Origin of the sequence: Winogradskyella forsetii (assembly GCF_013394595.1) — a bacterium.
GTDB lineage: Bacteria > Bacteroidota > Bacteroidia > Flavobacteriales > Flavobacteriaceae > Winogradskyella > Winogradskyella forsetii.
This window is the reverse complement of the sequence record NZ_CP053348.1, coordinates 1,362,194-1,381,502: the sequence shown is the minus strand read 5'-3', so window position 1 is coordinate 1,381,502 and position 19,309 is coordinate 1,362,194. Positions and strand designations below refer to the sequence as shown.

At 33.0% G+C, this 19,309-nt stretch carries 21 protein-coding genes and 2 pseudogenes; 9 read left to right on the top strand and 14 right to left on the bottom strand.

The annotated features are described in order from the left end of the window. Positions 1-16: 16 nt before the first annotated feature. Positions 17-1,600, bottom strand: a complete 1,584-nt coding sequence (locus tag HM987_RS05980; RefSeq protein ID WP_179006121.1) for a helix-turn-helix transcriptional regulator — start codon at positions 1,598-1,600, stop codon at positions 17-19. A gap of 205 nt (positions 1,601-1,805) precedes the next feature. On the opposite strand from HM987_RS05980, the pseudogene HM987_RS19740 reads away from it, so the two are divergent. After that, positions 1,806-1,907, top strand: a pseudogene (locus HM987_RS19740) (hydrogen peroxide-inducible genes activator); the annotation flags it as partial. Positions 1,908-1,991: 84 nt separating this feature from the next. On the opposite strand, the gene HM987_RS05975 reads toward HM987_RS19740, so the two are convergent. The 7 genes from HM987_RS05975 to HM987_RS05950 all read right to left on the bottom strand — a co-directional run bounded on the left by HM987_RS05975 (position 1,992) and on the right by HM987_RS05950 (position 7,567). Next, positions 1,992-2,936 carry a transporter family protein gene (locus HM987_RS05975; RefSeq protein ID WP_229724620.1) on the bottom strand — a complete coding sequence of 315 codons (945 nt, stop codon included), beginning with the start codon at positions 2,934-2,936 and terminating at the stop codon, positions 1,992-1,994. A 31-nt stretch (positions 2,937-2,967) separates the two neighbouring features. Continuing rightward, on the bottom strand, positions 2,968-4,014 hold the full coding sequence (locus tag HM987_RS05970) for a cytochrome-c peroxidase (RefSeq protein WP_179006117.1): 1,047 nt from the start codon (positions 4,012-4,014) through the stop codon (positions 2,968-2,970). 59 nt (positions 4,015-4,073) lie between these two features. Beyond that, positions 4,074-4,874 (bottom strand): MbnP family protein, encoded by an 801-nt coding sequence (locus HM987_RS05965; RefSeq protein WP_179006115.1) that lies wholly within the window; start codon positions 4,872-4,874, stop codon positions 4,074-4,076. A gap of 199 nt (positions 4,875-5,073) precedes the next feature. Then, entirely contained in the window at positions 5,074-5,451 is a 378-nt protein-coding gene (locus HM987_RS05960; protein ID WP_179006113.1) for a hypothetical protein, read from the bottom strand. Between the two features lie 90 nt (positions 5,452-5,541). Beyond that, the gene (locus tag HM987_RS19510) at positions 5,542-5,739 is read right to left on the bottom strand and encodes a hypothetical protein (RefSeq protein ID WP_229719255.1); all 198 of its coding nucleotides are present in this window, start codon (positions 5,737-5,739) and stop codon (positions 5,542-5,544) included. Positions 5,740-5,958: 219 nt separating this feature from the next. Next, positions 5,959-6,783, bottom strand: a complete 825-nt coding sequence (locus tag HM987_RS05955) for a TIGR00266 family protein (RefSeq protein ID WP_179006111.1) — start codon at positions 6,781-6,783, stop codon at positions 5,959-5,961. A 328-nt stretch (positions 6,784-7,111) separates the two neighbouring features. Continuing rightward, positions 7,112-7,567: a DUF4442 domain-containing protein gene (locus tag HM987_RS05950; RefSeq protein WP_179009917.1), complete on the bottom strand. Its 456-nt coding sequence runs from the start codon at positions 7,565-7,567 to the stop codon at positions 7,112-7,114. A 168-nt stretch (positions 7,568-7,735) separates the two neighbouring features. Between HM987_RS05950 and HM987_RS05945 the strand changes: the two genes are divergently transcribed. The 6 genes and pseudogenes from HM987_RS05945 to HM987_RS05920 all read left to right on the top strand — a co-directional run bounded on the left by HM987_RS05945 (position 7,736) and on the right by HM987_RS05920 (position 12,883). After that, positions 7,736-8,182, top strand: a complete 447-nt coding sequence (locus tag HM987_RS05945; RefSeq protein WP_179006109.1) for a DUF4870 domain-containing protein — start codon at positions 7,736-7,738, stop codon at positions 8,180-8,182. 7 nt (positions 8,183-8,189) lie between these two features. Then, positions 8,190-8,741 carry a hypothetical protein gene (locus tag HM987_RS05940; protein ID WP_179006107.1) on the top strand — a complete coding sequence of 184 codons (552 nt, stop codon included), beginning with the start codon at positions 8,190-8,192 and terminating at the stop codon, positions 8,739-8,741. A gap of 48 nt (positions 8,742-8,789) precedes the next feature. Beyond that, the gene (locus tag HM987_RS05935; protein ID WP_179006105.1) at positions 8,790-9,134 is read left to right on the top strand and encodes a PadR family transcriptional regulator; all 345 of its coding nucleotides are present in this window, start codon (positions 8,790-8,792) and stop codon (positions 9,132-9,134) included. Further along, a complete protein-coding gene (locus tag HM987_RS05930) occupies positions 9,127-10,929 on the top strand; it encodes a PspC domain-containing protein (RefSeq protein WP_179006103.1) in 1,803 nt (600 codons plus the stop codon). Before HM987_RS05935 ends, HM987_RS05930 begins: the two co-directional genes overlap by 8 nt. A gap of 145 nt (positions 10,930-11,074) precedes the next feature. Continuing rightward, a pseudogene (locus HM987_RS05925) lies at positions 11,075-11,791 on the top strand (head GIN domain-containing protein). Between the two features lie 255 nt (positions 11,792-12,046). After that, positions 12,047-12,883 carry a GIN domain-containing protein gene (locus HM987_RS05920; RefSeq protein ID WP_179006101.1) on the top strand — a complete coding sequence of 279 codons (837 nt, stop codon included), beginning with the start codon at positions 12,047-12,049 and terminating at the stop codon, positions 12,881-12,883. 100 nt (positions 12,884-12,983) lie between these two features. On the opposite strand, the gene trxB is transcribed toward HM987_RS05920, so the two are convergent. Beyond that, positions 12,984-13,967: a thioredoxin-disulfide reductase gene (gene trxB, locus HM987_RS05915; protein WP_179006099.1), complete on the bottom strand. Its 984-nt coding sequence runs from the start codon at positions 13,965-13,967 to the stop codon at positions 12,984-12,986. 163 nt (positions 13,968-14,130) lie between these two features. Here trxB and HM987_RS05910 point away from each other — a divergent pair, with 163 nt between their 5' ends. Continuing rightward, positions 14,131-14,610 carry a hypothetical protein gene (locus HM987_RS05910; protein ID WP_179006097.1) on the top strand — a complete coding sequence of 160 codons (480 nt, stop codon included), beginning with the start codon at positions 14,131-14,133 and terminating at the stop codon, positions 14,608-14,610. A gap of 275 nt (positions 14,611-14,885) precedes the next feature. Here the strand turns inward: HM987_RS05910 and HM987_RS05905 are convergent, their stop codons facing one another. The 4 genes from HM987_RS05905 to HM987_RS05890 all read right to left on the bottom strand — a co-directional run bounded on the left by HM987_RS05905 (position 14,886) and on the right by HM987_RS05890 (position 17,833). Next, positions 14,886-15,047 carry a DUF1328 domain-containing protein gene (locus HM987_RS05905; RefSeq protein WP_179006095.1) on the bottom strand — a complete coding sequence of 54 codons (162 nt, stop codon included), beginning with the start codon at positions 15,045-15,047 and terminating at the stop codon, positions 14,886-14,888. Positions 15,048-15,542: 495 nt separating this feature from the next. After that, entirely contained in the window at positions 15,543-16,247 is a 705-nt protein-coding gene (locus HM987_RS05900; RefSeq protein WP_179006094.1) for an SOS response-associated peptidase family protein, read from the bottom strand. 348 nt (positions 16,248-16,595) lie between these two features. Further along, the gene (locus tag HM987_RS05895; protein ID WP_179006093.1) at positions 16,596-17,045 is read right to left on the bottom strand and encodes a ferritin-like domain-containing protein; all 450 of its coding nucleotides are present in this window, start codon (positions 17,043-17,045) and stop codon (positions 16,596-16,598) included. Positions 17,046-17,398: 353 nt separating this feature from the next. Further along, positions 17,399-17,833 carry a hemerythrin domain-containing protein gene (locus HM987_RS05890; protein WP_179006092.1) on the bottom strand — a complete coding sequence of 145 codons (435 nt, stop codon included), beginning with the start codon at positions 17,831-17,833 and terminating at the stop codon, positions 17,399-17,401. Positions 17,834-18,068: 235 nt separating this feature from the next. Here HM987_RS05890 and HM987_RS05885 point away from each other — a divergent pair, with 235 nt between their 5' ends. After that, a complete protein-coding gene (locus HM987_RS05885; protein ID WP_179006091.1) occupies positions 18,069-19,100 on the top strand; it encodes a helix-turn-helix domain-containing protein in 1,032 nt (343 codons plus the stop codon). Positions 19,101-19,102: 2 nt separating this feature from the next. Here HM987_RS05885 and HM987_RS05880 read toward each other — a convergent pair whose 3' ends face one another. Beyond that, on the bottom strand, positions 19,103-19,309 hold the full coding sequence (locus tag HM987_RS05880) for a DUF6327 family protein (protein ID WP_179006090.1): 207 nt from the start codon (positions 19,307-19,309) through the stop codon (positions 19,103-19,105).

Genomic DNA, 19,309 nt, shown 5'->3' with positions numbered 1-19,309 from the left:
AATAAAGATTTTTGTTTTAAATTTTTTGCAAATAGTCTATAAGGGTAATTTCTTTTTCTTGAATACTCAACTTTTTACTTATTCTGTAACGTTTGCTCTCCACAGCTCGATTAGAAGAATTTAAAAAAGCTGCTATTTCTTTGTTCTTAAACCCTGTAAAGATGTAATAGCAAATAATAACTTCAGAATGGTTTAATTCAGGGTGAATTGAATTTATTTTATTAAAAAATTCAACATTAAGTTCATTTATAAGTTCTAAATGACTTTCACCTTTATTTAATAGTGTTGAAGAGTTATGGTAGATGTTTTTATAAAGTTTTCTTATTTCATTTCGTTGTTCTGCCGTATCGCTAATGGTAGCAATCTGTTTGACCTCTTTTTTTACTTCGGTGATAAAATCTTCTAAACCACGAACCTTAACTTTTAATTTTTCATGGTTAGTTTGTAGATATGAAAATTCTTTATCTCGTTTAGAAAATGATTTTAATTTCTTTTTATTGGTTTTATAACGCACTGTTATAAATGCAGATACAGCTAATAGCACACCAATTAGGCCAAGTACCAAATATTTATTTATATTTTTTTTATTGGTCTCAATTTCTAATTGATTTTCAGAATTCAGTAGCTCATCATTTATTTGAATACTGGCTTCAATATTTTCTTTTAAGTTCTGTTCATGTAAGTATTTTAAAGAATCCACATAAACCTTTTTATTATCAACATCTGCAATGTTTTCATAATAATCCGCAAATAAAGTATAATGATTTTCCCTGTCAGTATTATTCATAAACTTGCCTAATTCACGAGCCTTTAAAAGATAGTAAAACGAGGAGTCTACTGCTTTCTTTTCTAAATGTACTTCTGCCAAACAATTGTATGCAGTAGCAAGATGAGAAGTGTGCAATGATGGAGAAATCGTTTTATCGTTTTGTAAGCCCTTTAAAAGATTTAGGTATTTATGTGCATTTTTCAAATCGTGTAAGTGTTTGTAATTGTTACATAGCATAAATAATGCATACATATAATAATAGCCATCATCTTCAATTTTTTTATAATCCTCAAGATGTTCAAGAATCAACTGATTGCTTTTCTTATAATTAGTTTTATAAAATTCGACATAGGCTGGCATTTGCATAACTTCTGCTAAGCCATTAGTATTATTTTCTAATGTGTAATAGGTCTTGGCATCTTCTAGATACTTAAAGGCTGTAGTATCATTTTTGACTATATAAGTAATATAAAACAATTCTAGACTAGCCATTCCAGCAATTGTATGGTTTTTTTCGAGTTTGGCATACCTTAAGGCTAGCATAAAATAATGAAACTTCTTTGCTTCTTCATTGAGCCCATCGCTAACAAGTGCCTTTAATTGGTAAAATTCCGCCAATTTACCTTCCATAAGTCCTTTAGGAGATTCTGGAATGGAATCTAAAAAACTTTGAGCTCTTTTGGGATTTTCAGAAACATAGATATCCGCTGAATCTAAAAATCGATAGAATCCGTTTGATTCCTTGTGTTGTCCAAATGAGGTTGACGCATAAAGAAAAAACAGAATTAAAACAACATTTTTAAATTTATCACTACAACTAATAACTAACAAATTGTTCTATTTTATGGAGAAGTACAAATCTAAAAAAGACTTTCTAATACATAAGGCATGTGAGGGAAATAATATCAATTATTCTATATTAAAAGAATTAAACGATAAAACTTATATATTTATCAATTAAAATGTGCCTTTGAAAATTCTATTAATTATCTTAATAAAAATTATAGTTCAACTTTTATCATAATTAAAACTATCGAAAATAAAAATGATTAATACATTACAAAATGTGATCTCTAATAATATTCGTGGAGCGATCGCATTTCAGAATGTGGAAATTATTAGTCCTAAGGCGAAATGAAAGATTGAAAAATAGTCAAAGAAAAAACCTCGTTACATAAAATTGATGTAACGAGGTTTTTGCTGTGAAAACATGACGTTTAACCTACAATGCAAAATTCACATAAAGCGACAATCGCTGTTTTGACTTTACATTATCACCAAATAAATCCTGACTTACTGGTAAGGTATAGCTAGCACCAAAAATCAACTTCTCAACAGCTAATTCCGAACCTAAAGAAGCGTTCAAAATGTTACCATCAGTATCCTGCAAAGTTTCATCGTATTGCCTTATAGAATCATAAACATCTCCTGAAAGCCCAACAAATGGCATTATGTTCATTTTTTCTCTCGGAAAAACCGTGAAAAAATTAACAGCATAGCTAAACTGGTTACCAAATTGGTAATCATTTTTATTTTCACCTTTTAAATAGTAACTCAATAAGGTGTTGATACCAATTTTATCACTTCCATAATTATAACCCAAAGAAAAAATTCCATCGACACTTCCTGTGCCGACCTGAAATCCTGGATTGACGTTATCAGCTAACCGTTCTTCAAATTTTCCGGTTGGCAATTTTACACCAAATCCAAATTGTAAAGAATGACCAGAAGCTTCCCTTGGCAAGTTAAAATCAACCGCAGTAGCATCTTTACTTTTTTTCCTATAAAATAAAAGTTTGTACCAACCAATGGCACTAACATCGCCTATTCCATTTAAGTTTTCATTTGCACCTTCAAATTTTCTAGTCAAATCTTGATATGGCACATTTGCCGTGACATAAAAAGCATCATTAATAGGCACTTGAGCCCATAATTGAACTGTATTAAACGTTTCTTTACTTACAGGTGAATTACTAAATATGCCAGCTTTAGATTCAAAACTTTGGCAGATATAGCGCAATCCTACAAAATTGGCATTACTAAGCGTTCCAAACCCAAAACTTCCACTGCTTGTAGAACAACCGCATAAATCACAAAAAAACGCCACTGTTTCATGATTTGTACAACCTGTTTTTTTACTAAAAGAATGTGCAGATGCAAAACTCATTGCAAAAAAGATGAATACTACGGCTATCTTATTAAAACTCTGAAAAACGTTCATCTTCTAAAAATTCATTATCGGTTAAGGTTTTCAAAAAAGCAATTAGACTTTCCTTCTCGTAATCAGAAAGCGAAATCCCATAAGTGCCATCATCTCTTAACAATATCTCATCGACATTGCCATTATCAACAACGGCTGAATCATAAAAATCCAATACCACTTCTAGAGTCGCAAATCGACCATCGTGCATATAAGGATAGGTCACTTGAACATTCCGTAAACTTGGTACTTTGAATTTGTATAAATCATCTGGATTTTCAAGAATATCAAAGCGTCCTTTATCTTCTAACTGTGGGTTTATTGACAAGCCATTGTTTCTAAAACTTTGGTCTGAAAATAAATCAGTTGCATGACACGTAGCACATTTATTTTGAAACGTACTTAAGCCATCAGATTCCAATGGCGTAAGTGTCACATTGTCTTCGTTTCGAATATATTTATCATATTTAGAATTGGAAGACACCATCATTATCATAAACTGGGATAAGGCTTTTAGCATGTTTTCGGTATTCACCTCTCCATCTTCAAAAGCCTTAGCAAATTGATCTTGATAATAAGGTTCCGCTTGCAATTTGGAAACAGCATTGCTCAAGGTTTCTCCCATCTCTACGTCACTTGTAATTGGAATAATTGGCTGTAAATCTAAATGCGATGCTGCGCCATCCCACATAAACGAGGTTTGGTATGCCATATTTTGAATGGGTTGTGCATTTCTAAAACCAATGCCTCCATTGACACCATGACTCAGATTATGACCATGATGCGTAAACGCAAAAGCTTGTTCATGACAAAAAGCGCACGCAATAGCATTGTTTGAAGACAACTTCCCTTCGTAGAACAAATCCTTGCCTAACTGGAAACCCGCTTCAGTAACCTGATTATTGTCTAAATTATAAGTCATATCAGGAAAATTGGAAGGCTGCTCTACTTCCATCACAACAGGTTCATACTTTACCAATTCCGACGATTTAGAACAAGAAAAAGTCACAACCATAATCACTAATAATAGGATCATTTTTTTCATAATCAATAGATTTTATAAAACCATTGGGAACGCTTAATTCCCAATGGTTTTTATATTAATTAATCGTTATGAACGTGATGAACTTGAAACATCGTCTGTACATTCGAAGCTATAATTGGAGTTTCATTAACATCTGTATGCACTTGATCGTAACCTTCTGAAAAGTTTACGGCAGTCACGCCGTCAAAAACTTTAGAAATATCGGCTTTGATATGGATTTCAGGCGACTTATTTTCCCTGACCAAAACTGTATTTGGGAAAATCAATGTGACTTCTTTATAGTTGTCCAATGATGTGCCTACACTTCCCATGTGAATATTCAATGGTGCGTCTGTAGCCGTTGTAGAAGAGAATGTACCATCGAATCTTACAAATTTGTAACCAGATGCCCAACTCCACATCATGCCTTCATCTGATGCCAAATCTAGAAAATCACCTTGACCATCTGCTCCTAATAAAAAACGATCTTGATCTATCCCAACACCAAAGGTAATGGAACTGTAATCTGCAGCATCAACACCATTTAATGTTACCCATATTTCTCCAGCATTGTTGCCATCTAATTCGCTTACGATAAATACATTGTCTTCTGTTGGATACATAAATGTATTGCCTTCGGTATCTGTAACCCTTACATTACTAATAATGTATTTCACATTTGATAATTGAAAAGATTCGCTGTTGGATTTTGAATAAGTAGTTCCAAAAATAAAGTCCTGATCGCCAACAGCATTGTCGAACTTTAAAACTAATTCGCCAGTTTGACCAGTTAAGTCATCGTTATCATTGTCATCTTCTGATGAACAATTTGTAAACATTGTGCACGCTAATAGTGCAAATGTATATTTAAGTATTTTCATTTGTAATAATTTTATTTCTTTAATGTATTTGAATTCGCCGCCACCTCAATACAGGATGGAACCTTCAATTTTTTCCATACAAGATTAGGCATGAGTCATTGCTATGAACTAAATCATAAAAGTTCCCAAGCGCTTATAAAGGTTATGGTTTAATTGAAGTCACGATAAGTAGGATAAAATCCTAATCCGAAAAATAAAATTATGTAATTGGAGGTTTAAAATGGAAATACTCAAATTTGTAAGTGTAATTTTGAGTTTGAGAGCTTATGCTCTGTTTATTACTATAACGAACTAAATTTCTAATTTCTATTGCAGGAAGTTTCTCTGAAAACACAGGAAAAAACGAATCGAATAAACCCATTATCGCTTTTCCACTATCATCGCTATTATCTATAGCCGTAAGCTGTTTAGCCAAATGACATTTTCCATTACATTGTAACTCTGGCTTATTCTTATTAATACAGTAGTTTTCGATGATATAGTCAATATTTAGTTGATAGTACATCACATTACCGACAAAATAAATTGGTCTTATAGCGAAAGTTAAAAGCAATATGAAAACTGCAACTTTTTTCAACGTGAAAAATTTTAGGCAAAGATAAATTTTAAAGAAACCTCAACCAAAGTATAAATCATAAAAAAAGCGACTCGTAAGTCGCTTTTTTTATTATGCTTTCAAATAAATTAAACACTGATTTAATTCTGGGTTTTGATTGATTAGGGACTGAATAAAAATTCTAAGTTCTTCAAGTTCGTGAGGCAGTAATCGTCTTACTGCTTTTTGCACTTCCTTGCAAAATAACGTCGCATCAAAACTCACTTTGCTGAGGACAGTTTTAGTGTACTCGTACATTGCTCTCGCCATAGGTAATTTTGGTTTTAGGTTTAATAAAAGTAAATCTCTTCTATAGGCTATTGTTTCAATTCAGTTTTAAAGGTAGCAAAAAAATTTGAACCCAAAATTATTAATTTTAAAGTTTAACAGCTCATTATGTTAAAAGTTTGAGATTACTCGATAAAGTCAATACATTATTTCAGACGATTCCTATAATACAAAGTATTGATTCAAAAATAGTTATATTTATTAAAAACGATTATCACCATCTAATAAATCGCCTAGACCTCCAAGAATACTACCTTCACCTTTAGACTTTCCACCTCTTGGAATAGATGCTAATACACGACCCGCTAATCTACTAAACGGCAACGATTGTATATATACTTTTCCAGGCCCTTGTAGTTTGGCAAAGAATAAACCTTCACCTCCAAAGATGGAATTCTTTATACCTCCAATAAATTCAATATCATAATCAATACCTTGGGTGAATCCAATAATACAGCCAGTATCTACACGTAAAGTTTCTCCTGCTGCTAAAGTTTTTACGGCTGTGGTGCCACCTGCATGAACAAATGCCATGCCATCGCCTTCTAACTTTTGCATTATAAAACCTTCTCCTCCAAAAAGCCCACGTCCTAGTTTTTTAGAAAACTCAATACCAACACTTACGCCTTTTGCCGCACATAAAAATGCATCCTTTTGGCAGATAAACTTTCCTCTAAATTCATTTAGGTCAATCGGAATTATTTTCCCAGGATAAGGCGATGCGAAAGACACGTTTCGTTTGCCTGTGAGGTCATTGTAAAAAGCAGTCATGAATAAACTTTCACCGGTAAGAATTCGTTTTCCCGCACCTAATAGCTTTCCTAAAAGGCCTGTGTCTTTTTGAGAACCATCACCAAAAATGGTATCCATTTTAATACCATCGTCCATCATCATAAAACTTCCGGATTCTGCGATAACAGCTTCTTGTGGATCAAGTTCTATTTCAACGTATTGCATTTCTTCCCCATAAATTCGGTAATCTATTTCGTGGGCGTTTCTGTCTGTAAAATCTGGTAATTTTTCCATTATGATATGTTTTTTGTTTTGATACTGAAATAACTACCTGCTGGCAGTTGAAAATTCAATATATTGATTCTATTATATGTTGAACTATTTCTTGTTTTGTTACAACTTTTCTTTTTTCAAATACCTGAAAATGAATCCTAAGTAATCCATACTTCAATCTAATAAACGCTATGACACAAAGTTACAAAGAGAAGACAAAGGCACACAAAGAAAAAAAAACGTATAAACTTTACTGAGTACCTTTTACTTTTCACTCCACACTTTTCACTTTTCACTTTTTACTTTTTTACTGCGACTGAGACTGAGACTGCAAACTTCAAAGAAAAATCTATGATTTTACTTTAAGTGTCCATTCAAAATTAAAAGACGATACTTCTACGCCATCAGTATTAATTCCGTTAGAGTTTAACCAAACCGTTTGTCCTTCTCCTGTTTCAATAGCTTTATTGATTGCTTCATCTATTTTTTGACCATCTTCACATTTAAATGTAATTCTTCCTGTTGCTTTTTTTGTAAAAGAGGCATTATTGCTGGCGACTAACATGGAGATTTTTTTACCACTCTCCCTTATTTTTTTCATTACCAATGCGCCTGTTGTGAGCTCAGCAGCCATTCCTTGTACAGCCCAAAACATGGACTTAAATGGATTTTGATTTACCCAGCGATGTTTAACAGTTACAATACAAGAATTATCATTTATCGTTTTTGTCCTTACTCCTGTAAAGTATGCTGCAGGTAACTTAAACATTAGAAAAAAATTGAGTTTAGAGGGTGAAATATTCATGTTAATTCCCGCGGTAGCGGTAATATTTAAATTAAATTTTCCACTAAAATAATTCAAAAATACCAACTCAACTAATGTTAATAAAATGTTAATTTTTAGTACTATGCGTAACATAATACCTTTTTTAAGACATATATTTGTATAAGCAACTATTATATACTTTTAATCATGATAGATAATCACCATAAAAATTTAGCGACATTTATTCATCTGTCCACCTTTTCGAGATTTGTAATTCCGTTTGGGAATTTCATTGGCCCAATAGTGTTATGGGCAGCCAATAAAAACAAGTCTGAATTTATAGACCAGCATGGAAAGCAGGCTATTAATTTTCAAATTAGTGTATTGCTATATGCTATTATTATAGGAACCATAAGTGTCCCTTTTTTCATATTTAAATTGTTTAGAGGTCTAGATGTTATTGACTTTCATGGATTTCATGATTTTCATGTCAATGTTGGCGAGCCTTCTCCTCTACTCTATATTGGTGGCGGATTGGGTGCTTTAGCCATTATTGCATTTATCATTGAATTAGCACTTATTGTAAAAGCGAGTTTATCCGCAAGAGATGGACAGCCTTATAAATATCCGTTTACCATTAATTTTTTAAAGTAATAGTACTTTGAATACTAAAACCACATATAAAATAACTAAGGAGTATATAGCAATTTCTATTATTGCAGTATTCTTAACATTCTTCTTTCATGAAGCAGCCCATTTCATCATGGGAAAGGCATTGGGTTATGATATGTGGTTTAGCATGAATGCAGTTGGACTTAATGAGGTACAAAATTATAGTAAAGAATGGCATGGACAATTAGTAGCAATAGCAGGTCCAGTAGTGACTATTTTGCAAGCCATAGTTTTCTTTATGATTATTAAAAAAACGAGAAAAATAAAATGGTACCCATTCGTATTTATTGCGGCTCTAATGCGTTTGTTCGCTGCTTTAATAAGTGGTTTTATAAACCCAAATGATGAGGCAAGGGTGAGCGAATGGTTGGGCATAGGCAAAATGACATTACCGATAATAGTGAGTCTAAGTCTTATTTATCTTGTTATCAACATAAGTAAATCCCTCAATATCAAATGGAAATTTAATATTGCTACATACGTCGTTATGAGTTTAGGCATAACTTCCGTTGTATTTTTAAATCAATATTTCATCAAATAAAATCAATCAAAAAATGAACAGTTTAATCGAATTTAAGAATTATATCATATGAAGATAGAAAACACAAAGGCACAAATGCGAAAAGGTGTTCTGGAGTATTGCATTTTAACCATCTTAAAAGATGAAGATGCGTACGTTGCAGAAATTCTGGGCACTTTAAAAGACGCAAAAATGCTTGTGGTAGAAGGAACTATTTATCCGCTATTAACAAGATTAAAAAATGCTGGATTGCTCAATTACCGTTGGGAAGAATCAACATCTGGTCCACCAAGAAAGTATTATGGACTCACAGAAACAGGGAAACTGTTTCTAAACGAACTAAACGCCACTTGGAGCGATTTACAAAATGCAGTTAACCTAGTAACCAAAACAAAAACACCAAAAAATGAATAAGACAGTCAATATAAATTTAGCAGGTATATTCTTCCATATAGACGAAGATGCATATCTTAAATTATCACGCTATCTTGAGGCTATAAAACGTTCATTTACAGACTCTCAAGGTCGTTCAGAAATTATTTCTGATATTGAAGCACGCATCGCAGAACTATTTAGCGAGCGTATTCAAAATGAAAAACAAGTCGTTGGTGTTAAGCTCGTGGACGAGGTTATTACCATTATGGGACAACCCGAAGATTACCTCGTGGATGACGAAATATTTGAAGACGAACCAAAACAGCATTACAAGCAAAAATCAACATCGTCAAGACGTTTATTTAGAGATACAGACAACTCTTATATTGGCGGCGTCGCTGCCGGTTTAGGTCATTATTTTGGTCTGGATGCCTTATGGATCAGGCTTATTTGGGTCATTCTATTTTTTAGTGCAGGCACTGGCGTTTTACTCTATGTTTTACTTTGGGCCTTAATACCCGAAGCAAAAACCACAGCTGAAAAACTAACCATGACAGGTGATCCCGTAAACATCAGTAACATCGAAAAAAAAATTAAAGACGGGATTGATACCGTTTCAGAAAATTTTAAAAATGTAGATTTAAAAAAACACGGCGACAAACTGAAAGAAGGCTTTGACCATGTGTCTGATAACATTTCTGAATCCGTAAAAAGTGTTGATTTTCAGAAGCAAGGGAATAAGTTGAAATCGAGCTCACAATCCTTTTTTGAAACCATCGGAACTATTATTATGTTCTTTCTCAAGGTGATTGCTAAGTTTGTTGGAATTTTATTGATAATTATAGGTATAAGTGCCATTATAGCCTTAATAATCGCCTTTTTTACAGTTGGTGTTACCAATGCGCTTCATTTCCCTGGAATGGATTTTATAAATGCATCCAATGCGGCTAATATTCCTATTTGGCTCATGTCTTTATTACTGTTCTTTGCAATTGGAATTCCATTTTTCTTTGTCTTTTATTTAGGTCTAAAGATTTTGGTAAATAACTTAAAATCTATTGGTAATGTGGCGAAATTCACTTTGTTGGGACTTTGGATTGTAGCCATCATAGGACTGATTATAACTGGTGTAAAGCAAGCCACAGAACAAGCGTATGATGCCAACTTCACTCAAATTGAAGAAACCATAAATATCGCATCAGGAGATACCCTGAAAATTAAAATGGCAAGCCATGATAGTTACAACAGGTATTTAAATAGAAATTTTCATGGTTATAAAATTATTCCGACCGACAGTGACCGAAATATCATTTCAACTACTGACGTTAGATTCATGGTAAAATCGACTACAGATTCTTTAGCAAGTATTAAAATTAATAGTTTTGCTAGAGGCAGTAGTTATGATCTAGCGAGGGAACGTGCCCAGAATATTAGTTATAATTATTCGGTAGTTAATAAGGTATTGAAGTTAGATTCTTATTTAACAACGGATGCTATAAACAAGTTCAGCGATCAAAATATTGAAATTATTTTATACCTCCCAGAAGGCACCATCTTTTTCCCGTCTGATTATGCTTCGCGTTTTTCTCAAGGAGATAATTATCGCGGCAATTTATTAAGGCATAACATGGATGACCATTATTATAAAGTCTTGGATGGTGATGTCGAATGCTTAGATTGTAGCGATGACGTTGAGGCGCAAGAGGAAATTAATGACGAAGCCAACGAAATTATTGAAGACATTACAAAGGAAACATCGTCTAACGAAGATAAATCAAATGTAAGTTTAGAAATTAATGAAGATGGTGTTGCTATTGAAGTAAATGACAATTGATACCAAACTTTCAACAGCTCATCACTTTATAATTTAGAACAAAGCTTAATCAACTTAAATTTACACCATATTAATTCATCAACCATTACTGAACTTCTGCCTGTCTGCAGACAGGTGTTTCAGTATCAAAAAACCAACAGAAATCATGACCACATTAACAAGAATTATTGTAACCAGTATTATCAGTTTGCTACTACTTTCCTGTAATTTTATGACAGGCGTAGATGGCAATGGCAATGTAGTAAGCGTAGAAAGAGAAATTTCATCAGACTTCAACGAAATTAAAGTCAGCCAAGGATTGGACCTTTACATTACACAATCAGACCATGTATCCTTATCGATTGAAGCAGATGAAAACCTTCAAGATATTATTATGACAGAGGTTGAAAACAGTGTGTTACGAATCTATGCTGCTGAAAACATACGACGCGCCAATTCGAAAAAAATAATGCTGAATATTGAAACCATTTAAGCAATTAAAGCCACAAGTGGTAGTGACGTCTATTCTAACAATACCATTGAAGTTTCAGATTTAGAACTCAACAGTACAAGTGGTGCTGACATTAAGTTAGATGTAAAAACGGAATCTTTAAACTGTCATGCCACAAGCGGAAGCGACATAAAATTGAGTGGCTCTACAAAAAAATTGATTGCTGAAGCCACTAGTGGCAGTGACATCGATGCATCAGAGCTTCAGGCAGAAACTTCAAACGTTAGTGCGACAAGTGGCGCAGATATTTCCATAAACACTTCAAAATCGTTAATTGCTAAGGCCACAAGTGGTGGAGACATCAGATACTCTGGAAATCCTCAAACCATAGAAACATCAGATACTTCTGCTGGTAGTGTTAGAAAACAATAAACCTATAGTTTAAGACTAAATTGTAATTATTTAAAAACTCAATCAATTAACAACCAACCCATTGCAAACCATCCTAAACTCAAATTTGAGTTTGGGATGGTTTTTGTTTAGGTATGTTTAATTGCTTTTAATTGACCAATATTAAACAGAAATTGTTAATATTGACAATCGGACCAATTTATTGAAGTCAAAAATCGATAAAAGTGACTTTAGAAATAGGTTTTGTGTCTCTTAAAAGACAATAAACATTAAATTATGAAAAAATTAGTACTCATTCTATTTTTAACAATTGTCGCTATACCAATAGTCACGGCACAATCGGATGAAAAAATCAAAGGCGATAGAAACGTTACTATCAAACAAACTTATATTGATGATTTCCATACAATTATAGTTGATGGCGATTTTTCCATCGAAGTGGTGTACAACAGTAAGCCTTCAGTAAATGTAGAAGCCGATGATAATTTACATGAAGTGATTCAATTTAATGTGGTTGACGGTATGCTCACATTTGTTGAAACCATGCGTATAACCTCTAAGAAGAAATTGAAAATAACCGTAAATTATGGTGATGGGCTTCATACCATTGAAACTAGAGGTGATGGCGAGATCAGATCATTGACGTCTATGGAACTTGGTGATGTGACCCTCACTACTGCGGATGATTCTAGAGCCTACTTAAATATTAATGCAAAAACCATCAATTATAAAAGCTCTGGAAAATCGAAAACACGGTTAAACCTTAATGCAGAAAGTACGAAAATTGAACTAAGCGATAATAGTAAATTAGATGCTTTAATTAATAGTAAAATTACAGGTTTTATATTGTACCAACGTGCTGATGCTGTGGTTGAAGGGACATCAAACAGCTCTATTTTTCAATTGGATAGTTCAACCAATTTTGATGGTGCCAAATTTGACGTAAAAACGGCTGATGCCAGTTTAGAAGACAGTAGTGATTTAACGATTTCTGCGACCGAAAGTATTACGATTGCTGCTTCTGGCGATAGTGAAATCTACCTTTTTGGAAATCCTGCTATAACCATCACTAAGTTTGAAGATACTTCTAAACTACAGAAGAAGATGCGTTAAATTGATGAATTAAATTTTTGACTTTTAATTTGAAATAACCCTTAAAACAAAAGCCGAAGTCTAATGCTTCGGCTTTGTTATATTTCAAATTAACTACAGTCTAATTATAGGTCGAAGTTGCCACTTCAAAATCAGAATCCTTAGCCGCTAAATAACGCTCAGCATCCAAAGCTGCCATACAGCCCGTTCCGGCTGCTGTAATGGCTTGTCTATAAACATGGTCGGCTGCATCTCCACTCACAAACACACCGTCTACATTGGTTTTGCTTGTTCCTGGTTTAGCGTTAATGATGTAACCCGTTTCATCTAAATCCAAGTATTCCTTAAAAATATCCGTATTTGGTTTATGACCAATCGCCACGAAGAAACCGGTAGCCTCAATATCGTGTTTTTCGTTAGTTTGATTATTAAATACGCGAACTCCAGTCACCACTTGACCATCTCCTAATACTTCTTCGGTTTCTGTGTTGTATAAGATTTCAATATTCTCTGTGTTTTTGACACGTTTTGCCATAATTTTAGAAGCTCTAAATTCATCACGTCTTACCAACATGGTTACTTTTTTACAAAGCTTGCTCAGATAATGGGCTTCCTCACAAGCCGAATCTCCAGCACCTACTATTACCACTTCTTGATTTCTATAAAAGAAACCATCACAAACTGCGCAGGCAGAAACACCACCACCCAGTTTTAAATATTTTTGTTCAGATGGCAGGTTTAAATATTTTGCAGAAGCTCCTGTTGATATTATTATGGTGTCGGCATGAATTTCTTTCTCTCCATTGACCCAAGCTTTATGAATATCTCCAGAAAAATCAACTTTTGTAATCCAGCCATGACGCACATCTGTTCCAAAACGTTCGGCTTGTTTTTGTAACTCAATCATCATTGCCGGACCTGTGATTCCATCTGGATAACCTGGAAAATTCTCAACATCATTGGTTGTTGTTAACTGACCGCCAGGCTGTTCGCCTTGATATAAAACAGGAAACATATTGGCCCTAGATGCATATATTGCGGCTGTATAACCTGCTGGTCCAGAACCTATAATTAAACACTTTACTTTTTCAATTGTATCAGACATAATTTTGCATTTTTTCTATCTCAAACAAAAGTAGGTTTTTTGAATAAAACCTTACTTAGAAGTTATCAACACTCACTATAGTATCATAAATATTATAAATAGAGGCGATTTCTCCGTTTTATTTTGTAATTTTTAAGTGTTTAACAGCAAAATCCAATAAATTATGAAATCTAAATCTCTAATCTTAGTTATAATTTTGATGCTAGTTTTTGCTTGCAAGGATCAGCCAAAAACCGATGTTGATATTACTGAACAGGAAACCGAAACGAAAAAAGACACCAACAGTCTTAAAGGGACATGGGAACTTGTTGGGTTTTACAATTACAATGATAATGTGGTTGTAGATTCATTTTCCAATAACACGATCTCTAGACAAGTAAAAATGTACACAGATAGTAAGGTGATGTGGTGCAAATTGCTAAAAACAGATTCTATTGAATTTTTTGGTTATGGTTCTTATAATTATGACGATGGCCATTTAACAGAAGTCCTGGATTTTGGATCTGCCTTTATGAATGAAGTGATTGCGGAAAATAAGGAATTTAACTTTGAGCTTGAATTATCAGAAGATCGTTTCGAGCAAATTGAACTGGATGATGATGGCAATAAGATTTATTCTGAAAATTACGTCAGGATTGAATAACCGAATACCTTCTCTATTTGACTATTTATTAAAACGTGACATCTTAATGATTCTAATTTAGAATTTAGCAATCTCCAATACGAATCTCCGGAATCAAAACAATTCATACCAGATTTTGCCTTTTTTTGGCTGAATTCAAATTTACGAAAAGAGCCTTACCTACCATAGGCATTTGACCGAACGCTTACAGTCGAACTCTTCCTAAAAAAAAATAGCCTTGAGAATTTTGAGCTTCTCAAGGCTATGTATTTGCACTTAAAAGATATAATATCTATTTATTTTTTTACAGCTCCTTTTAATAATGACAGCACAAAAAGTACTATAAATATAAAGAATACAATTTTAGCAATTCCTGCTGCTGCTCCTGCGATGCCTCCAAAGCCAAGAACGGCTGCTATGATTGCTATTATAACGAATGTGATTGTCCAACGTAACATAATATTTTGATTTTTAGTTATTCGGTCAGTAGCTCTAACCTTCACTATAAAAGTAACATATATTTAGGCGTTTGGCTTGCTCATATCCTTTTGATATTGACCGAATTGGTGCTCAAAAACTTAATAAAAAAAAGCGAATTCCCTAACCGAGAATTCGCCTTATCTACTAGGTAACCAACCTATACTAAACTAATAAAAGTATTTCAACTAATATTGCTTTAAATTATATATTACAAATCTATGGACTAAGCCTAATATCGATTAACTCAAAAAAAGAAGTTGTTAACTCAAAACGATGCAGATTAAAAAATAGCCTGATAAATCAGAAATTTAGTTAGTTCGACTTATTTATATAATCCAACAATCCATTATACGTATATTTCAACAACGCCAAAAGCAAAAAATGGTGTTGACATCTTTAAGCTTCTTTCAAATCAACTTGATGCCCATATCATTAAGTAAAACAATGAATATTAATTTTACTATTTCAGGTTCCTATTTCAAGGAAAGCTTAGGCAAACCAATGTAATTGGCAGGTTCTAATACGTTATCGTAAATAATATCATTTTTATAAAATTCCCTTGATATGGTATGTGCTTTTAATTCGAGCCTATCAATATTTTCTATGCCAAAATTTGACAATTCCAAATCTTTGCTCAACCAGTTTTTACAATGCGCATCATCCATGGCAATCGGAAATTCATGTCCTATATTGTGAATGTTTTTGAAGTTATTTTTTAATGCCGAAGTGATTAGGCTTACTGATAAAAAACCGTCGGCTAAAGTCGAATAAATGCCTGCCAAAGCAAATGGTTTGTGATTTTCTTCATAGACATAAAATGGATATACTTCTCCATCATATAAAAAAGATGTAAAAAAACCGGAAACAACAACTATACATCGTTGTTCATTTAGCAACGGATAAGCCCAATCTAAAGCATTGATTTTATTTAAAGAAATATTGAGCGTGTTGGTAAGATTCTGAAAACTATCCCAATCTTCTTTATAATCCTGTGGCAATATTCCCCAAATCGCATAATCAATCTGTTTGGGATTATTCATGGTAATAACTGGTAAGGACTGTTCTGAAAGTCCGTTTATTATTGGAGCGGTTTTGTAAAGTAGTGGGTATTTAAATTTAGCATCAAAAGCATCCTCAATTTTCAATACATCGCTTGTATTAGATAATTTATAAAACATACTTATTTTTTATGCAAGTAAGTGATTATTAACATTTTTTGTTATCCTGAATACATAAAAAACTATCGCAAAAAAAATAAGTTTTAACGTTAACATATTTAATAATCTTAAATGGTTTTATAAATCGTATTTAAGTGAGCCTTTATCTTTAAATCCACAACTAAACTTGAACTATTGCGGATAAAAATGGATTTTGGAAAAATTATAAAACAGAAAAAATGCTATTTAAAGACTCTAAATTTTCTAATTTTGGATGGTTTACTACCAAATTACAAATCATAACCGCATAAAAAAGCGCTTATTAAATAAATAATAAACGCTTTTCAAAATTCTAGTTAATTTTAGAATTTATTTCAAATTCTCCAATGATTTCACTTGAGATAAATCACTTTCAATTTGATTTTTCTGAGATAGTAAAATCGACTTAGTGCTACTTGGCAAACTCGTGTCTTGTAATACATCGTTGTATTCGTCAACAGCTGCCTTCTCACCTCTTATCGCTTCCTCTAACATTGACTCTGCGTCATCTGCCGAAAATAAAGCTTTAACATCCATCCATGTTCTATGTGCTGAGCCCGTTAAGCTTCCACCCTTATCAACGTTTTCGCCAAAAGTTCTGATTTCTGACTTAAGATCGTGCCCAAAGGATTTTCTTTCCTGTGCTTTACGACCAAAATAAGTCTTTAATCCAACATGATCTGTGTTTTCTGCTGCTTTATGATAGCCTTTTTCGCCATCATAATTCTTTTCTAATAAAGCATTTAGCTTTTTTCCTACTTCTTCTGTGTATGTTGCCATTTTATATTATGTTTAAAATTATAAATGATTTTTTTTAAGATGCTCATCTTATTACATCCCAAATGTTTATTTCAACACTCATTTTATATCATCTAAATTAGCTCACATTTAAAGCATTCATTAGTTCAATTGCAGAAGAAATTGACGCGATTAATCATGGCCATGAATCTTAACACATTTTATGATAAAATGCCGTTAACAAAAGGAAAACCATGTCAAATATGAAGGCTTTTGATTTTCATAACCTGACGATTTACAATAAAAAAGCCATCAAATTAAATCTCCAATATCAGTGTAAAACCAATCTTTTAAATCTAAATTGATAGCTAAGCCTTCAGCCTTATTTCTAAAAATTATCTATGCTCTTGCATATAACCATTATATTTAGTCGCTAACTCCTCTTTCTGTTTTTCGCTGAATACTTTACCTGAAAGTTGAAAAAATGAATGCTCTTCATCTTCCAAATGATGCTCAACTTTATGTTTTAAATCCTTAGCAATTTTTAACCAAGCAGAAGAATCCATCTCGGTTTTCTCCAATTGTTCAACAAGTTCATCAATTTCATGATGCTCTGCAATGCCATGCCTTGCGTGATCTTGCATCTTATCTGTTGGAATCAATGGTTTATAAAAGTGTCTTTCTTCTGCATTGGCATGAAGCGTCAGCTCTTTGCGAAGCTCTTTAAACAAATCTTTTCGAGTTTTTGTATCACCAGACGTATCAACCAACTTATCCAATAAGTTACGTTGGATGTCATGATCTTTTCTAATGGCTTCATAAATATTCATAATGGTCTTATTTTGTGGTTTATCAACAAAAATAAAGATACAGTTGCCATTAAATTTGCTCTATCGCGTCAATGCTTAACTGCTTTAGCCTATATGGAGTTTATTTCCTGTTAAATTGATGTTTATTGAAAATTTTATGAAGTTCCATTTTATTAGTCTAATTTTACATTTCTTTTTATTAATTTAATTTTTCGCTTAGAAGACCTTAAATTCGACATAACACTCATTAAACAGCATGATTGAAATAAAATTAACACCTTCGAACACTAGAGATATCCTGACTCAAATCAGTGAGCATTTGGACGGAACTATCGAAGAACGTTGGGGTGAATACACCATGACTATTGACAATGCCAATGCGCGTGGTAAAATCACTTATATTCCGTTCGATTGGGGCGTTAATTTACTGGATTTTGATATTAAATTTTATAAGGAATTTATCCTAAGAATTGAGGCTGAAGATTTCAACCCCATCCGATTTATTTATAATCTTAAAGGTGCTTTTACACATCGCTTAGGTGCACAAAACGAAGAGCATAAAACCAAACAATTTCAATCTGTAATTTTCGCTAATAAGTCTGAAGGTGTGAATTACTTGCACTTTCCTAAGAATGAAAAGCTGCAGATAAATGTCATTCAGATTGTACGGAAGGAATTCCTAAAGAAAAGAACAACTGATGTTTCTTCCCTAAACAAAAAATTATATGAAGTTTTTGTAGATAGTGATCAAGAGAACAGATTTGTGCATTATGGCGAGTTGAATTTAAAAATGGCGGACGACGTGAAATCAATTCACAATATTAAGTCCAAAGGAATGTTGCGTATTTTGAAAATTGAAGCCAAAGTTTATGAAATCCTTTCACTTCACATTCAGCAGCATAATAGACAGAACAGTGGCAGAAAACTTCCTAAATCATTAATGAAACAAGAACTGAGAACGGTTAAGAAAATCTGTGACATTATACAAAAAGAACCTGCAAAACAATACTCCTTAGATCAAATGTCTTTAGATTATGGTCTGTCTCAAGCTAAGCTTCAAGATGGTTTTAAGTTTCTATACAAACGAACAGTTACTGAATTTATTCGTCATATAAGGCTAGAACAAGCTAGGAACCTAGTAAAAACAACGGACTTGAATATTTCTCAAATTGTATATTCCATTGGTTTTACTAGTAGAAGTTATTTTTCAAAAATTTTTAAGGAAAAATATGGGATATCGCCAAATGAATTTAAAAAGCAAATTATTTCAAAAGTAAAGACTCAATAAATTTATTTTCCAAAAATCCATTTTCTGATCATAGCGATAAAACTGTATTTTCCAGTAACCTTCAATGCCGTACTGACCCAGTTTAATGGATGTAGATCTTCCTTGAATTCGCTTTTAATTAGTTTCAGTTCTTCCCAAGCAATATCACGCTCTAACTTATGACGTTTCAAATCGTTATCAATCTCTTTAAAAGTAGTATATGATTTCAT

Bases quoted from the DNA above. Each gene is read 5' to 3' on its own strand.
- HM987_RS05935 (WP_179006105.1), top strand. From the start codon at position 8,790: ATGAAGATAGAAAACACAAAGGCACAAATGCGAAAAGGTGTTCTGGAG.
- HM987_RS05880 (WP_179006090.1), bottom strand. From the start codon at position 19,309: ATGAAATCATATACTACTTTTAAAGAGATTGATAACGATTTGAAACGT.
- HM987_RS19510 (WP_229719255.1), bottom strand. From the start codon at position 5,739: ATGGCGAGAGCAATGTACGAGTACACTAAAACTGTCCTCAGCAAAGTG.
- HM987_RS05905 (WP_179006095.1), bottom strand. From the start codon at position 15,047: ATGTTACGTTGGACAATCACATTCGTTATAATAGCAATCATAGCAGCC.
- HM987_RS05950 (WP_179009917.1), bottom strand. From the start codon at position 7,567: ATGAATATTTCACCCTCTAAACTCAATTTTTTTCTAATGTTTAAGTTA.
- HM987_RS05885 (WP_179006091.1), top strand. From the start codon at position 18,069: ATGATTGAAATAAAATTAACACCTTCGAACACTAGAGATATCCTGACT.
- HM987_RS05930 (WP_179006103.1), top strand. From the start codon at position 9,127: ATGAATAAGACAGTCAATATAAATTTAGCAGGTATATTCTTCCATATA.
- HM987_RS05945 (WP_179006109.1), top strand. From the start codon at position 7,736: ATGATAGATAATCACCATAAAAATTTAGCGACATTTATTCATCTGTCC.
- HM987_RS05895 (WP_179006093.1), bottom strand. From the start codon at position 17,045: ATGGCAACATACACAGAAGAAGTAGGAAAAAAGCTAAATGCTTTATTA.
- HM987_RS05955 (WP_179006111.1), bottom strand. From the start codon at position 6,783: ATGGAAAAATTACCAGATTTTACAGACAGAAACGCCCACGAAATAGAT.
- HM987_RS05920 (WP_179006101.1), top strand. From the start codon at position 12,047: ATGAAAAAATTAGTACTCATTCTATTTTTAACAATTGTCGCTATACCA.
- HM987_RS05965 (WP_179006115.1), bottom strand. From the start codon at position 4,874: ATGAAAATACTTAAATATACATTTGCACTATTAGCGTGCACAATGTTT.
- HM987_RS05910 (WP_179006097.1), top strand. From the start codon at position 14,131: ATGAAATCTAAATCTCTAATCTTAGTTATAATTTTGATGCTAGTTTTT.
- HM987_RS05890 (WP_179006092.1), bottom strand. From the start codon at position 17,833: ATGAATATTTATGAAGCCATTAGAAAAGATCATGACATCCAACGTAAC.
- trxB (WP_179006099.1), bottom strand. From the start codon at position 13,967: ATGTCTGATACAATTGAAAAAGTAAAGTGTTTAATTATAGGTTCTGGA.
- HM987_RS05900 (WP_179006094.1), bottom strand. From the start codon at position 16,247: ATGTTTTATAAATTATCTAATACAAGCGATGTATTGAAAATTGAGGAT.
- HM987_RS05970 (WP_179006117.1), bottom strand. From the start codon at position 4,014: ATGAAAAAAATGATCCTATTATTAGTGATTATGGTTGTGACTTTTTCT.
- HM987_RS05975 (WP_229724620.1), bottom strand. From the start codon at position 2,936: ATGAGTTTTGCATCTGCACATTCTTTTAGTAAAAAAACAGGTTGTACA.